Consider the following 15,413-nt stretch of genomic DNA (forward strand, 5'->3'; position numbering starts at 1 on the left):
AAAGTCAAGGACTTCATGTCGTCACCACACTGGCCGGCGGTGCATTCGCTGCACTGGAACAACATCCCTGCAGCAATCCTGAACGGCCAGAAGGCGGTTTTTGGAGCACTGGGTATTCCCCTTTGTCAGGATAACCAGCACGGGACCAAGCACGGCGCCTGGATGAATGACATTATTGCTCGCAGCGCAGAGAACGATATCGTCGTTTTTTGCGACATCGACGCCTTTCCTCTCAACAGGGCGTCCTACGAACAGGCGGTTGAGGTGGCACAGGCAGGTGGACTGTTTGGACTGGCCCAATTTTCCAACCACAAGCAGAGCCAGGCGATCTATGCCGGGCCGATGTTCATGGCGTTTCGCAAGTCGCTGTGGCTGGCTGCAGGATGCCCCGATTTCAAATCGTCAAAAACCCACGACGCCGGTGAGGCAATGAGCATTGCCTGCGACCGAATGGGTGCCCTAATCACGCTCATCAAACCCACGGCCTGCGTCATTCCCAAATGGGGGCTCAAAGACCAAGGCTTGTTCGGCATTGGCACCTTTTACGGTGACAACCGTTTTTTTCATCTGTTTGAGTCTCGCCACCCCGCACACGAGCGGTTGTTTGATGCGGTGGTGGCCGATGTCGCGGCAGGCTCCCCGCTTGATTTCAGCCGGTATTTGGCCATCGTGCATGGCAATCCGTCAGAAGATCCTGCCCTACGGAAACCGTCTGCATGGAAGCGGTGGTGGACACGGCGCTTCGGCAAGGCCGCACCGTGATGCCACCCGTCTACTTCGTCAACCTGGCCTGCGACAGCGACCGACGCCAGCGCATGGAGCGGGAATTTGCGCGATTGGGCATCCAGGGTCGGCGCTTTGACGCCGTGCTGTGGACCGGTCTGAGTGAGCAGGAGCGCCTGCGCCTGTACTCCGAAGACCTCAACCTGAAGCAGTACCACTGCCCTTTGGTCAGCGGAGAAAAAGGCTGCTATGCCAGCCACCTGGCCTTGTGGCAGCAACTCTGCGATGGTACCGACTCGGCCATGGTCGTTCTGGAGGACGATGTTGAACTCAGCGACGATTTCGTCCCCGTCATCGAAGCGGCCATGGCCAAGGCTGGCGATTGGGACATGCTCAAGCTCATCAGCAGATCTCGGGAAAACCCCCGCCACGCAACGCCACTGACCAGTAGTGGCCACCAGTTGATCACCTACCGGCGCATCCCCAGCCTGACCGCGGGTTACGTGATCACCCGTGCGGGGGCTCAGAAACTTCTGGCATCGCGCCTGCCTTTCGGTCGACCGATAGATATCGATTTGCGGTTCTGGTGGGAAAACGGCCTGCGCATCCGAGGCGTCTTGCCTGCATTACTGACACTGCATGAAACCAGTGAGGTAAGCAGCATAGGACAACGGGCCAGCAGGGCCGGCAAGTCACGCTGGCGCCAATGGAAAAACAAGTTTATCTACAACTTCATGAACAGCGTCTCACGGTGAGTCGGCCGTGTGCCATCGTCACCACAGGGGAACCACATGCTTTCACCCAATCGCCCGTCCTTGTGCATTGGAGTTTTGACCCTGAATGAAGCGCACCAGATAGAACGCTGCCTCAAAAGCGCCCAGTTCGCCGACCAAGTGATCGTCGTGGACAGCGGCAGCACCGATGGGACACCAGAACTCGCCTCCCGCATGGGAGCACAAGTGCAGCATTACCTCGATTGGCAAGGGTTCGGTCCTCAGCGAACAAGGCTGCTCCAACACGTCCAAGCCGACTACGTGTTTTTTCTGGATGCAGACGAAGTCATATCACCCGCCTTGCGTGATGAACTGCTAGACGCTGTATCAAAAAACGCCAATGTGGTGGGTAAGATCCGTTGGAACACGTTCGCCTTCGGTAAGGAATTGCGCTACTTTGTCAACCGTTCCAGTTTGGAACGGTTCTTCAAGGTTGACAACCTGGAACGTTACGAAGGAGCTGTTCACGAACACGCTGTGCTGAAAAAAGCCGATGCCCCCCGGTTTGTTTTTCGTGCAAAGTTGGACCATCACACGCGCCAGACGGTCAAGGGGAGTCTGGAAAAACTGACGCAATACGCCATGCTGGGCGCCAGCAAACGGGCGCAACGGGGCAAACGGGGCGGCGTGCTCCGTGGCTTGTTGTCATCGACGGTGGTGTTCTTCCGGTTGTATGTGTTGCGTCTGGGTTTCACCGGGGGTGGCGCTGGTTTTCTGCTTTGCTGGTTTGTCGCGCTGGAATTCTTCTTCCGCTACGCCGCGCTGCATTACGACCGTGACACCCTGTCTGGCTGCATCAAGCGCTGACACAGGGCAATCGCCCTGGCTGCCAGAAATCAGCGCAGACGGCCACTGATTGCCTGTCATTCCATTCATACCACTTGCTTTCGCGTCGCCATAACGCTTCATGAAACTTCATAAAATTCGAGCGCTTAAAACGTTGCTCAGTGGGGCTGCACGCCTGCACTTCTCTCAATACGGCGAAGACGTTCTGCTGCACAAGCGCTTTCGCAAACCCAGTACCGAACATTTTTATGTCGATGTCGGGGCTCACCACCCCTACCACCTGTCCAACACCGCCTATCTATGGACGCTGGGCTGGAGCGGCGTGAACGTGGATGCGAGCTCGGCGGTGATCGCGGCCTTCAACGCATCGCGCCCGCAAGACTTGAACCTGCAGGCGGCAGTGGTCAGCGAAGAGGCCGCCGCCACCTCGTCCAGCATCACCTTTTACAGCAGCAAAGACATCGACAACTGCGCCACCTGCGACCCCGATGTGGCGCGGGAGCGGGGGCTGACGCAAACCACCACTGTGCCATGCACGTCGCTCACCGCCATCGTGGAACAGGCGCACGCCCGTTTTCCGGGCCGTTTTGGTTTTCTGAACATCGACATCGAGGGGCTGGACGACCAGGTGATCCAGAACATCGAAGCCTGGCCCCAGAAGCCCCAAATTGTGATGGTGGAGATTTACGGCACCACCATCCCCGATGTGCTGGGGACCCGCACCTACAAGCTGCTGACCGACGCCGGCTATGGGTTCACAGAGCGACTGGGCCACACGGCGGTGTTTGAACTGCTCGGCGGATGAGTCCCGTCAGCCTGTTGCCCGTTCCGCTGCTGATGGCCTGGGCCTTTGCCGTGGTGGCGTTGCTGGACAGATGGTTCCCGGTACACATCAAGGCCCAGCGCGCCAGCGCCATCGACGGGCTGCGCGGCTTTCTGGCCTTTGGCGTGTTTCTGCACCACGCGTGCATTTGGTACTTTTTCACGCACAGCGGTGTCTGGCGCGATCCACCGCCGCCGTTTTATGGGCACTTGGGGTCCACCTCGGTCACGCTGTTTTTCATGATCACGGGCTACCTGTTCTTTGGCAAGCTGCTGGCTGCCGATGGCCAGCAGCTGGACTGGCTGCGGCTGTACGTGTCGCGCGCCTTGCGCATTTTGCCGGTGTTTGCGCTGCTGTCGCTGGCCAGCGTGGTGGTGATTGTGGCCATCAAGCGCCTGGGGCTGGACGCGGGCAACCCCGCACTGCTGGCCCACACGGCGCGCAAGCTCTACGTCACCGCGGGCGTGACCTGGACCCTGGACTACGAGTGGAATTTTTACTTTGCCCTGCCTCTGTTCGCGGCCATGGTGTGGCGCCGGCTGCGTGGGCTGTGGCCCTGGCTGCTGCTGGCGGTGTGCTACCTGGCACTGGAGGACTGGGCGGAACTGACCAGCATTTACAGCGCGGCCTTTGCCGGTGGCTTGCTGGCGGTGTGGGCCGGGCAGTGGCCGTGGCTGGTGGCGTGGTGCCGCACACACGCGGCATCGGCCCTGGTGCTGGGCCTGGTGGCCGGCGTGGTGGCGGGTTTTGACACCGCGTACCAGCCCCTGCCCATGGCGCTGCTGGGCGTGGCGTTTGTGCTGGTGGCCAACGGCACCAGCGTGTTTGGCCTGCTCAACCTGCGCCTGTGCCGGGTGTTTGGCGAAATCACCTACAGCCTGTACCTGTTGCACGGGCTGGTCTTGTTCCTGTTCTTCCGCTTTGTGGTGGGCCTGCACACGGCGGCCACCTTGTCGCCGGTGGAACACTGGCTGCTGGTGGGCGCCCTGACCCCGGTGCTGCTGGCCGTGGCTTTTTTTTCGTTCCGCTGGGTAGAGGCCCCGATGATGGCCAAGACCGACGGCTGGACCCGCGCCTTGCGTGAGCGCTGCAGCCGCATGGCGGCCGGGTGGGTCCCGGGCCGTTGATGCCACGGGCCTTCCGATACCCTCAAGACACGATATACGCCCCCGCTCCCGTGGACAACAATTTGCCGTCGGCCCCATAAAACCCCATGCGGGTGGACGCCACGCGCGAGCCCAGCCGCAGCACCTCGGCACGCAGCTCGAACCACTCGCCAATGCCGGGGCGCAGGTAGTCGATGCGCAGGTCGATGGTGCCCAGCTTGCCGAAGCGGTGCAGCCGCTGTTCGGGCGTTTCGTCCATGTGGCGCGCGCCGATGGCGGCCATGGCCGCCAGGCCGCCCATGGCGTCCAACCCGGCGCTGATGACGCCGCCGTGCACCCGGTTGTAGGCAAAGTGGCCCACCAGCTGGGGGCGCATGTCGATGCGGGCCGTGACCTGCTCGGGGTCGATGGCGGTGATCTTGAGCCCCAACACGGTGTTGAAGACGATTTTTTCCTCGAAGATCTGGCGCACGCCCTCGATGAACTCGGGCTCAAACACCACCGGCGCGGCGGGGGGGTGGACGATGGGTTTGCTCATACCTGCGAGAAATCCGGTTGGCGCTTTTGCAGGAAGGCCGAAAACGCCTCTTTGGCGGCGGGTTCGCGCAGCATGCGGCCGAACACGTCGCCCTCTTCGGCCATGGTGTGCAGCACCAGGGCCTGCTGGCCTTTTTTCATGAGGCGCTTGGTTTCCACCAGGCTGCTCAGCGGCTTGGCGGCCAGCTTGCGCGCCACGGCCTGGGCGTAGCCGTTGGCTTCGCTGGGCGGCAGCACCTTGTTCACCAGGCCAACTTCCAGCGCGGCTTCGGCGTAGAAGGCGTCGCCCAGCAGCAGGGCTTCGGCGGCGCGGTGGTAGCCGAACATTTGCGGCGCCAACAGGCTGGACGCGCCTTCGGCGCACAGCCCCAAGTTGACGAAGGGCATGGAAAACGCGGCGTTGTCGCCGGCATACACCAAGTCGCAGTGGAACAGCATGGTGGTGCCGATGCCCACGGCCGGGCCGCAAACGGCGGCCACCAGCGGTTTGGGGAAGCTGGCGATGTTGCGCAGGAAGCGGAACACCGGGGTGTTCTGGTCGGCCGGCGGGGCGTTGAGGAAGTCGCCCACGTCGTTGCCGGCGCTGAAGATGGCCTCGTCGCCCTGCAGCACCACCACGCGCACACTGGCGTCGGCCTGGGCCTGTTCCAGCGCGTCGGCCAGGGTGGCGTACATGGCGGCGGTCAGGGAATTCTTGCGTGCCAGGCGGTTGAAGGTCAGCGTCATCACGCCGCCGTCGACGTGGCTCAGGATGTCGGACATGGGGTTCACTCCTTGAAATAGACGATCTGGTGGGTGGTGGCCAGCAGGTGGCCGGCTTGGTTCCAGAGTTCGGCGCTTTGGTCGAAATAGCCGTTGAAAAACGATTGTGCCCGCGCCTGCCCGAGCAGGTGTCCGGTGCCGGTGGCGGCCAGTTCGGCGCGGCTGGCGTGGAAGTACACGGTCATGGACACGGTGCCGATGGGCGTCATCAGCGCCCGGCGGCGCCAGACGCGCGGGAAAAAGGCGTCGGCGCAGGCGGTCAGGCTGCAAAAGTCGAGCGGGCGGGGCGGCTCGTCGCGCAGCCACAGGCGGGTCAGGCTGTCGGCTTCGCTGCCGTCCCAGTGCTGGGGCAGGCTGCCTTCGCACAAGCGGAAGTCGTAGCGCTGTATCCATGGAATGGGCCCGCCCCAGGGGGTGGGGGCGACAGCGTCGGGCGGCGGCAGCTGGGGCATCACGGCGTCCGTCGCGCTCCAGGTGTCGCGGCGCACGGCGGTGACGGCGCTGCCGGTCAGCACCACCTGGTCGGCGCCGTGGGCGTCGGGCTGCAGCATGCGCAGCGTCCAGTGCTGGGTGGATCGGTTGGTGCGGGCCGGGGTGGCTTCCAGCCAAAACGGGGTGGCCGGGTCCACCGCCGCGGCGAAGTTGACGGTGAGCGTGACGGGCTCGCCCAGCCGGTCCGGGTGTTGCAGCACGGCGTTGAGCGCCTGCGCCGCGGTGACGCCGCCGAACGGCCCCACCATGTTCTGGTAGCCGGGGTGGGCACGGCCCTGCCAGCACCGGGTGCCCGGCGCGGGCTCGCCGGCCGTGGGCTGCGGCTGCAGCGCCATGGCCTCGTCAAACGGGTGCGCGCCGCCGCTGGGGGGAGCTGTGGTCAATCGGGTCTCCTGTTGTTCTGGTGTGGGGGCGGCAAAAGGGGCTGCCGTGGCAGCCCCTGCGGGTGGGTCAGACGCGTTCGAAAATGCCCGCCGCGCCCTGCCCCATGCCCACGCACATGGTCACCATGCCGTAGCGCCGATTGTGGCGGCGCAGCGCGTGCACCACTGTCGCGGAACGGATAGCGCCGGTGGCGCCCAGCGGGTGGCCCAGGGCGATGGCGCCACCGTTGGGGTTGACCTTGGCCGGGTCCAGGCCGAGCTGGTGCATCACCGCCAGCGATTGGGCGGCGAAGGCCTCGTTCAGCTCGATCCAGTCCAGGTCGTTCTGCGACAGGCCCCCGGCTTTCAGCGCGGCCGGAATGGCCTCGATCGGACCGATGCCCATGATGTGCGGCGGCACGCCCCGTGACGCATAGCTGACGAAGCGGGCCAGCGGCGTCAGGCCGAAGCGCTTGACCGCGGCTTCGCTGGCCAGGATCAGGGCGCCAGCGCCATCGGACGTTTGCGAGCTGTTGCCGGCAGTCACGCTGCCCAGGCCGGTGGGCGTGCCGTCGGCCCGGCGCGGAATGGCAAAGGCCGGCTTGAGCTTGGCCAGCCCTTCCAGCGAGGTGTCGGGGCGCGCACCTTCGTCCAGGCTGACGGTGCGCTGGCTGATGCGCACTTCGCCGCTGGCCAGGTCCAGTTCGCGCTGGGTGACGTCCACCGGGGTGATTTCGTCGGCGAATTCGCCGGCCGCCTGCGCGGCCAGGGCGCGCTGGTGCGACTGCAGGGCGAAGGCGTCCTGCGCGTCGCGGCTCACCCGCCACTGCTGGGCCACTTTTTCGGCGGTCAAGCCCATGCCGTAGGCGATGCCGTAGTCGTCCACGTTGGCGGTGTTGGCAAAAATGCTGGGCGACAGGCTGGGCGCATTGCCCATCATCGGCACCAGGCTCATGCTTTCCACGCCGGCGGCGATCATCACGTCGGCCTCGCCCACGCGGATGCGGTCGGCCGCCATCTGCACCGCGCTCAGGCCCGAAGCGCAAAAGCGGTTGACGGTGATGCCGCCCACGCTCTGGGGCAGGCCGGCCAGCACCGCGCCCACGCGAGCCACGTTCAGGCCCTGCTGGGCTTCGGGAATGGCGCAGCCGCAGATCACGTCTTCGATGGTGGCCGGGTCCAGGTTGGGCACCTGGGCCAGCGCGGAACGCAGCACGTGGGCCAGCAAGTCGTCGGGCCGGGTGTGCTTGAAATAGCCCCTGTGCGACTTGCCGATGGGGGTGCGGGTGGCCGCGACGATGTAGGCGTCTTGAAGGTGTTTCATAGGGTACTCCGCTCAGTTGCCTTCAATTCCGAAGGGGTTTGCCGGTGGACAGCATGCCCAGGATGCGCGCTTGCGTCTTGGGGTGGACGATCAGGCTGCAGAAGGCCTGGCGCTCCAGTTGCATCAGGTATTCCTCGCTCACCAGGGTGCCGGCTTCGACGTCGCCACCGGTCAGCACGTTGGCGATCAGGCCGGCGATGTGGAAATCGTGCTCGCTGATGTAGCCGCCGTCGCGCATGTTCACCAAAGAGCCCAGGATGGTGGCCTTGACCGAGCGTCCCCCCACCGGGAACAGGCGTTTCAGCGGCGGGCGGTAGCCGGCGTTGGCCATGGCCTTGGCTTCGGCAATCGCCACGTAGAGCAACTCGTCCTTGTGCGGCACCACCACGTCGCTGTCGAGCAGGTAGCCGATCTTGCGGCTTTCCAGCGCGCTGGTGCCCACGGTGGCCATGGCGGCGGCCTTGAAGCCTTCGCTCAGGAAGGGCAGCAGGTCGGTGCCGGTGCTGGCTTGGGCGTTCTCGGCGGCGCGGCGGGCGATGTAGGTCAGCCCCCCGGCACCGGGCACCAGGCCCACGCCCACTTCCACCAGGCCGATGTAGCTTTCCATGTGCGCCACGCGGCGGGCGCAGTGCACCGCCAGTTCGCAGCCGCCACCCAGCGCCATGCCGCGCACGGCGGCCACGGTGGGCACCTGGGCGTAGCGCAGTTTCAGCATCACCCGCTGCATTTCGGCTTCCACATCTTCAATGGCCGCCACACCGGCGGCGATGAAGGCGGGCATCACGGCCTGCAGGTCGGCGCCCACGCTGAAGGGTTCGTCGCCCGACCACACCACCAGCCCCTGGTAACTGGCCTCGGCCAGGTCCACGGCGCGGCCCAGACCCTCGGTCACGCCCGGGCCGATCGCGTGCATCTTGCTCTTGATGCTGGCGATCAGCACTTCGTCGTCGAGCGTCCACAGGCGGATGTCGGCATCCTCGAACACGGTTTTGCCAGCGGTTTGGAACTGAGGCGCGGCCTCGCCCAGCACCGGTTCGCGGAAGATTTGGCGCTGGTACACCGGCAGCTGGCGCTTGGGCTGGAACTGGCCGGTCGTGGGGCTCCACGACCCTTCGGGCTGGTGCACCCCGCCGCGCTCGGCCACCGGGCCGTTGAACACCCAATCGGGCAGCGGCGCACTGCACAGCGTTTTGCCGGCATTGATGTCTTCCTGGACCATCTGCGCCACGTCCAGCCAGCCGGCCTCCTGCCACAGCTCGAACGGGCCTTGCTGCATGCCGTAGCCCCAGCGCATGGCCTGGTCCAGGTCGCGGGCGTTGTCGGCAATGCCGGCCAGGTGCACCGCGGCGTAGTGGAAGCCGTTGCGCAGAATGGCCCACAAGAACTGGCCTTGCGGGCCTTCGGCGTGGCGCAGCAGCTTCAGGCGCTCGGCGGCGGGTTTTTTCAGCATGCGGCCGTACACCTCGTCGGCTTTCTGGCCAGCGGGAATGTAGTCCTTGCTCTCCAACTCAAACCGGAAGGTCTCGCGGCCCACGCGCTTGTAAAAACCGGCCTTGGTCTTCTGACCCAGGTGACCCAGGTCCAGCAGGGCCTGCAGCACGGGGGGCGTGGCAAAGCTGCCGTAGAACGGGTCGGTCTGCGCGTTCAGGGCGGTCTGCATGGTCTTGATGACGTGCGCCATCGTGTCCAGGCCCACCACGTCGGCGGTGCGGAAGGTGCCGCTGCTGGCGCGGCCCAGGCGCTTGCCGGTCAGGTCGTCCACCACGTCGTAGCTCAGGCCAAAGCGCTCGGCCTCCTGCATGGTGGACAGCATGCCCGCGATGCCGATGCGGTTGGCAATGAAGTTGGGCGTGTCTTTGGCGCGCACCACGCTCTTGCCCAGGCCGGTGGTCACGAAGGCTTCCAGCTGGTCCAGCACTTTCGGCTGGGTGGCCGGGGTGGCAATCAGTTCCACCAGCGGCATGTAGCGCGGTGGGTTGAAAAAGTGGATGCCGCAAAAGCGCGGGCGCAGGGCTTCGGGCAGCGCCTCGCCCAAGGCGCCGATGGACAGGCCCGAGGTGTTGGACGCCAGCATCGCGCCTTCGGCCACGAACGGGGCGATCTTGGCGTACAGGTCGCGCTTCCAGTCCAGGCGTTCGGCAATGGCTTCGATGATCAGGTCGCAACCGCGCAGCAGTTCCGCGTGCTCTTCGTAGTTGGCGGGCCGGATCAAGTCAGCGTCGCCCGCCACGCCCAGCGGGCTGGGCTTGAGCTTTTTCAGGTTGGCAATCGCTTGTTGGGCGATGGCGCTTTTCGGGCCTTCCTGGGCCGGCAGGTCGAACAAAATGACGGGCACTTTGCAATTGACGAGGTGCGCCGCGATCTGCGCCCCCATCACGCCGGCGCCCAGCACGGCGACTTGTTTCACGGTGAAACGGGACATGGTGTTTCCTTGTGTCGGGGAGCCGTGCGGGGCTCAGGCCAGCGCGGCGTCGGTGTCCATCAGCGCGCGGCTGCCGGCGCGGGCGGTGCGCATCAGCGTGGCGGTTTCCGGGAACAGCTTGGCGAAATAGAAGCGTGCGGTCTGCAGCTTGGCGGTGTAGAAGGGGTCGGTGCTGCCGGCGGCGATCTGCTTCAACGCCACCGAAGCCATACGGGCAAAGAAGTACCCAAACACCAGGTGGCCGGCCACGCGCAGGTAATCCACCGCGGCGGCGCCCACCTCGTCCGGGTTCTGGAAGCCCTTGAAGCCGATCTCGGTGGTGAACTTGGTCATCTGCTCGCCCAGCCCGGCCAGCGGGTTGATGAACTCGGCCATCTTCTCGTTCACGCCCTCTTCTTCCACCAGGCGGCCAATCAGCTTGGCAAATTTCTTCAGCGTGGCGCCGTTGTTGCCCAGCACCTTGCGGCCCAGCAAATCGAGCGACTGCACGGTGTTCGTGCCCTCGTAGATCATGTTGATGCGGGCGTCGCGCACAAACTGCTCCATGCCCCATTCCTTGATGAAGCCGTGGCCGCCGTACACCTGCTGGCACATCACCGCGGCGTTGAAGCCGTTGTCGGTCAGGAAGGCCTTAACGATGGGAGTCAGCAGCGCCAGCAGCTCGGCGCTGTCGGCGCGCACCTTTTCATCGGGGTGGTGCAGTTCCTTGTCCAGCAGCACGGCGCTGTAGCACAGCAGGGCGCGGCCGCCTTCGGCGTAGGCCTTGGCGGTCAGCAGCATCTTGCGCACGTCGGGGTGGACGATGATGGGGTCGGCCTCTTTGTCCTTGGCCTTGGTGCCGCTCAGGCTGCGCATCTGGATGCGGTCTTTGGCGTAGGCCAGCGCGTTCTGGAAGGCCACCTCGGTCAGGCCCAGGCTCTGGTTGCCCACGCCCAGGCGGGCGGCGTTCATCATCACGAACATGGCTTGCAGGCCCTTGTTGGGCTGGCCCACCATCGTGCCCACGGCGCCGTCCAGAATCATCTGGGCGGTGGCGTTGCCGTGAATGCCCATCTTGTGCTCTAGGCCGCCGCAGTGGATGCCGTTGCGCCCGCCCAGCGAGCCGTCGGCGTTGACGTGGAACTTGGGCACCAGGAACAGGCTGATGCCCTTGCTGCCCTTGGGCGCATCGGGCAAGCGGGCCAGCACCAGGTGGACGATGTTTTCGGCCATGTCGTGCTCACCCGCCGAGATGAAAATTTTCTGGCCCGTGATGCGGTAGCTGCCGTCGCCCACCGGCTCGGCCTTGGTGCGCAGCAGGCCCAGGTCGGTGCCGCAGTGGGGTTCGGTCAGGCACATGGTGCCGGTCCACTCGCCGCTGGTCATCTTGGGCAGGTACAGGGCTTTCTGCTCGGGAGTGCCGTGGGCGTGCAGGGCCTCGTAGGCACCGTGGCTCAAGCCGGGGTACATGGTCCAAGCCTGGTTGGCACTGTTGAGCATTTCGTAGAAGCACGAGTTCACCACGAAGGGCAGGCCCTGGCCGCCGTATTCGGGGTCGCAGCTCAGCGCCGGCCAGCCGCCGGCCACATAGGTCTGGTAGGCGGCCCGGAAGCCGCTGGGGGTGCGCACCTCGTGGGTGGTTTTGTCCAGCACACAGCCCTCGGCGTCGCCGCTGATGTTCAGCGGAAACGCGACCTCGGCGGCGAACTTGCCGCCCTCTTCCAACACGGCGTTGATGGTGTCGGCGTCGATCTCGGCGTGCGGCGGGCAGACCTTGAGTTCGTCGGTCACGTTCAGCACTTCGTGCAGCACGAATTGCATGTCGCGCAGGGGCGGGGTGTAGCTGGGCATGGCGGTCTCCTGGGGGCGTGGGTGAGGTTGAAAAAAAAGATCAGGGCAGGTTGCGGGCAACGATGTTTTCGAAGCCCTGGCGCGCACGCGCCAGGCCCTTGGGGTTGCGCAGGAAGCGGGCTTCGAAGTGCAGCGCCAGAATCAGGCCGTGGATTTCGAAAGCCAGTTGGCCGGGGTCGCTGTCGCGGTGCAGGTGACCTTCGACGATGGCCATTTCCACCGCACGGTGCATGGCGGTCTGCCAGGTGCTCATGGTGGCCACCAGCGCGTCGTGCACGGGGCCGGGGCGGTCGTCGAACTCCACCGCACCGCTGATGTAGATGCAGCCCGAATCGATTTCGGTCGAGGTCTGGCGCATCCAGTTGTCGAACAGGGCGCGCAGGCGCGGCAGGCCGCGCGCCTGCTGCAACGCGGGGGCAAACACCTCGGCCTCGAAACGGCGGTGGTACTCGTGCACCACCGAAATCTGCAGCTCCTCGCGCGAGCCGAAGTGGGCGAACACGCCCGACTTGCTCATCTGCGTGATTTCGGCAATGGCGCCGATGCTCAAGCCCTCCAGCCCCACCTGGGCGGCCAGGGCCAGGGCGGCGTCCACGATGGCGGCCTTGGTCTGCTGGCCTTTGTGCAGGGCCTTCTGGCTGCGGGCGGTTCGGGTCGGGGCGGGCAGGTCCATGTCACACAAAATAAAACGAACGGTCGTTCTATTTTATGGACGAATCGCGGGTGGTCAAACCTTTTCGCGCCAATCCAGGGTAAACCCCTAAATGGCAGGGTCAGTGGGGCAGCAACACGCCCAGGCAATCGGCCACTTGCTCGCTGGGCAAACGCTTGAAGCCGCTGCGGGCAAAGCGCTGCAGGCGCCCGGTGACGAAGGCGCTCAACAGCGCCGCCACGGCCAGGGCGTCGGGGTGGCCGGCTTCGCGCAGGCGCTGCTTCAGGGCGCTTTCCAGCTTGTCCAGCAACAGGGCCATGCGGGCGCCCAGGCGCTCGTGCTCCAGCACCAGGGCGTCGCCGGCCATGACACGCGCCATGCCGGGGTTTTTCTCGGCAAACTGCAGCACGGTGGCCACGATCAGCCGCACCTGCTCCACCGGGTCGGGCTGGCGCTCGCTCACCTGCTGCACCAGGCCCAGCACGCTCTGCTCGATGAAGTCGATCAGCCCCTCGAACATCTGCGCCTTGCTGGCAAAGTGGCGGTACAGCGCCGCCTCGCTCACGCCCAGGCGTGCGGCCAGGGCGGCGGTGGTCACGCGCTCGCCCCCGGGGGATTGCAGCATGTCGGCCAGCGCCTGCAGGATCTGCAGGCGGCGCTCTCCCGGCGGCGGGCGGGTGGCCACGGCGGTGCTCAGTGGGAACGGATCATGGTGCCGAAGGCCTGGTCGCTCAGGATCTCCAGCAGCATGGCGTGCGGCACCCGGCCGTCGATGATGTGCACCGCGTTCACGCCGCTCTTGGCCGCGTCCAGCGCGCCGGCAATTTTCGGGATCATGCCACCGCTGATGGTGCCGTCGGCCACCAGTTCGTCGATGCGCTTCATGGTCAGTGACGGCAGCAACTGGCCGTCCTTGTCCAGCACGCCGGGAATGTTGGTCAGCATCAGCAGCTTTTCCGCGTGCAGCACCGTGGCCAGCTTGGCCGCCACCACGTCGGCGTTGATGTTGTAGCTCTCGTTGTGCTCACCGAACCCGATGGGGCTGACCACCGGGATGAACTGGTCCTCCTGCAGCGCCTTCACCACGCTCGGGTCGATGCCGACGATGTCGCCCACCTGGCCCACGTCGTGTTCCTTGGCCGGGTCGTGCTGGTCCACCATGCGCAGTTTGCGCGCGTGGATCATGGCGCCGTCGCGGCCGGTCAGGCCCACTGCCTTGCCACCGGCGCGGTTGATCAGGCCCACAATGTCCTGCTGCACCTCACCGGCCAGCACCCACTCCACCACCTCCATGGTTTCGGGGTCGGTCACGCGCATGCCCTGGATGAACTCGCCCTGCTTGCCCAGGCGCTTGAGCAAGCCCTCAATTTGCGGGCCGCCGCCGTGCACCACCACCGGGTTGATGCCCACCAGCTTGAGCAGCACCACGTCCTCGGCAAAGGCTTTCTGCAGCTCGGGGTCGGTCATGGCGTTGCCGCCGTATTTGATGACCATGGTCTTGCCGTGGTACTTGCGGATGTAGGGCAGCGCCTGGGCCAGGATGTCGGCGCGGTCGCGCGGCTGGATGTGGGAGGTGTCGCGGGCGGTGTGGGTCATGTTCGGCTGTGCTTGAAGGGGCGGCCGGGGGCCGCGTCAATGGCGCATTTTGCCGGAAACGCGTGGCACTTCGGCCCGCCCTCGCCACCTCGGCACGGTGGCGAAAACCCGCAGACTGTGTAAGCTTGTGCGCATGCCACCTCCCCAGGAAATCGAACTCAAGCTGCTGGTGCCGGGCCTCACCGCCGACGATGCCCTGCAACGCCTGCGCCGCGCCCCCAGCCTGCGCCGCCGCCCCCTGCAACAGCAGCAACTGCTCAACCGCTATTTCGACACCCCGGACCTGGCCCTGCAGCGCCAGCGTTGCGCCCTGCGCCTGCGCCAGGTCAGCGCCCCCTCGGCAGCCGCAGCCGACACCGGGGGCACCTGGCGCCAGACCCTGAAAACCGCCGGCACCTCGCACGGCGGTCTGAGCCAGCGCGGCGAATGGGAAAGCCCTGTGCCCGACGGCACCCTGGACCCCACCGCCCTGCAAGGCACCGCCTGGGACCGGCTCGACCCCGACGGCACGATCTTCCCGACCCTGCAACCCTGCTTCGAGACCCACTGCCTGCGCAGCACCTGGCGTGTGCTCCAGCGCCACGGCGTCGAGATCGAAGTCGCGCTCGACGCCGGCAGCATCCACGCCGGCGGCCAGACCCAGCCCTTGCTGGAACTGGAACTCGAACTGATCAGCGGCCCACCCAGCGCCCTGTTCGCCCTGGCACAGGCCCTGGCGCAGCACCTGCCCCTGCTGCCCAGCGACGTGAGCAAGGCCCAGCGCGGCTACGCCCTGGCGGCGCAGGCCCCGGTCACGGCCGTGCGCGCCCAACCCCTGCCCTTGAAGAAAGGGCTGTCGCCCCTCGCCCTGGCCACCCCGGTGCTGGCCGAAATCCTGCAGCAACTGTTCCGCAACCTGGAGGGGCTGCTGCTGCACGACGACCCCGAGCTGGTGCACCAGGCCCGCGTGGCGTGGCGGCGTTGGCGCAGCGTCACCCGCCTGCTGCGCCCCTGGCTGCCCCCCGCCCCCGACACCACCGCCCTGCGCCCCCTGCTCGACCAGCTGGGCGCCCTGCGCGACCTCGACGTCGCCCGGCACGACACCCTGCCCGCCTGGGGCCAGGCCTACCTGAACGACCCGCCCGGCGCCCCCACCTCGGCGGCCGCCAGCGCCGCACGCCAGGCCAGCTGGGACGCGGCCTGCCACGCCCTCGAACACGCCGCGCACCAGGCCCGGGCCCAGGTG

At 65.9% G+C, this 15,413-nt stretch carries 15 protein-coding genes; 6 read left to right on the plus strand and 9 right to left on the minus strand.

Annotated features, from left to right (window positions below; genetic code table 11):
• Nucleotides 1-39 precede the first annotated feature (39 nt).
• From CON77_RS10185 to CON77_RS10205, 5 genes are all read left to right on the plus strand, one after another.
• On the plus strand, nt 40-762 hold the full coding sequence (locus CON77_RS10185) for a hypothetical protein (protein ID WP_198552336.1): 723 nt from the start codon (nt 40-42) through the stop codon (nt 760-762).
• Nucleotides 717-1,478 carry a glycosyltransferase family 25 protein gene (locus tag CON77_RS10190; RefSeq protein ID WP_232788487.1) on the plus strand — a complete coding sequence of 254 codons (762 nt, stop codon included), beginning with the start codon at nt 717-719 and terminating at the stop codon, nt 1,476-1,478. Before CON77_RS10185 ends, CON77_RS10190 begins: the two co-directional genes overlap by 46 nt.
• A 75-nt stretch (nt 1,479-1,553) precedes the next feature.
• Complete coding sequence (locus CON77_RS10195; RefSeq protein ID WP_232788488.1) at nt 1,554-2,303, plus strand: glycosyltransferase family 2 protein; 750 nt, start codon at nt 1,554-1,556, stop codon at nt 2,301-2,303.
• Nucleotides 2,304-2,403: 100 nt separating this feature from the next.
• Complete coding sequence (locus CON77_RS10200; protein ID WP_101049043.1) at nt 2,404-3,087, plus strand: FkbM family methyltransferase; 684 nt, start codon at nt 2,404-2,406, stop codon at nt 3,085-3,087.
• Nucleotides 3,084-4,232: an acyltransferase family protein gene (locus CON77_RS10205; RefSeq protein WP_101049044.1), complete on the plus strand. Its 1,149-nt coding sequence runs from the start codon at nt 3,084-3,086 to the stop codon at nt 4,230-4,232. Before CON77_RS10200 ends, CON77_RS10205 begins: the two co-directional genes overlap by 4 nt.
• Before the next feature lie 22 nt (nt 4,233-4,254).
• Here CON77_RS10205 and CON77_RS10210 read toward each other — a convergent pair whose 3' ends face one another.
• From CON77_RS10210 to argB, 9 genes are all read right to left on the minus strand, one after another.
• On the minus strand, nt 4,255-4,749 hold the full coding sequence (locus CON77_RS10210; protein ID WP_101049045.1) for a thioesterase family protein: 495 nt from the start codon (nt 4,747-4,749) through the stop codon (nt 4,255-4,257).
• Entirely contained in the window at nt 4,746-5,510 is a 765-nt protein-coding gene (locus tag CON77_RS10215; RefSeq protein ID WP_101049046.1) for an enoyl-CoA hydratase, read from the minus strand. Before CON77_RS10215 ends, CON77_RS10210 begins: the two co-directional genes overlap by 4 nt.
• A 5-nt stretch (nt 5,511-5,515) precedes the next feature.
• A complete protein-coding gene (locus CON77_RS10220; protein ID WP_101049047.1) occupies nt 5,516-6,337 on the minus strand; it encodes an acyl-CoA thioesterase in 822 nt (273 codons plus the stop codon).
• A gap of 115 nt (nt 6,338-6,452) precedes the next feature.
• The gene (locus CON77_RS10225) at nt 6,453-7,688 is read right to left on the minus strand and encodes an acetyl-CoA C-acyltransferase (protein ID WP_101049048.1); all 1,236 of its coding nucleotides are present in this window, start codon (nt 7,686-7,688) and stop codon (nt 6,453-6,455) included.
• 22 nt (nt 7,689-7,710) lie between these two features.
• A complete protein-coding gene (locus tag CON77_RS10230) occupies nt 7,711-10,110 on the minus strand; it encodes a 3-hydroxyacyl-CoA dehydrogenase/enoyl-CoA hydratase family protein (RefSeq protein WP_101049049.1) in 2,400 nt (799 codons plus the stop codon).
• 33 nt (nt 10,111-10,143) lie between these two features.
• Complete coding sequence (locus tag CON77_RS10235; protein WP_101049050.1) at nt 10,144-11,940, minus strand: acyl-CoA dehydrogenase C-terminal domain-containing protein; 1,797 nt, start codon at nt 11,938-11,940, stop codon at nt 10,144-10,146.
• Between the two features lie 40 nt (nt 11,941-11,980).
• Complete coding sequence (locus tag CON77_RS10240; protein ID WP_101049051.1) at nt 11,981-12,613, minus strand: TetR/AcrR family transcriptional regulator; 633 nt, start codon at nt 12,611-12,613, stop codon at nt 11,981-11,983.
• Between the two features lie 100 nt (nt 12,614-12,713).
• A complete protein-coding gene (gene slmA, locus CON77_RS10245; protein WP_255408189.1) occupies nt 12,714-13,277 on the minus strand; it encodes a nucleoid occlusion factor SlmA in 564 nt (187 codons plus the stop codon).
• Nucleotides 13,278-13,285: 8 nt separating this feature from the next.
• Nucleotides 13,286-14,188, minus strand: coding sequence for an acetylglutamate kinase (gene argB / locus CON77_RS10250; RefSeq protein WP_101049053.1), 903 nt, complete (start codon nt 14,186-14,188; stop codon nt 13,286-13,288).
• A 133-nt stretch (nt 14,189-14,321) separates the two neighbouring features.
• On the opposite strand from argB, the gene CON77_RS10255 reads away from it, so the two are divergent.
• A partial coding sequence (locus CON77_RS10255; protein ID WP_101049054.1) for a CYTH and CHAD domain-containing protein occupies nt 14,322-15,413 on the plus strand: 1,092 nt, incomplete at its 3' end.

Source organism: Macromonas nakdongensis, assembly GCF_002837145.1.
Taxonomy (GTDB): domain Bacteria; phylum Pseudomonadota; class Gammaproteobacteria; order Burkholderiales; family Burkholderiaceae_C; genus Macromonas_B; species Macromonas_B nakdongensis.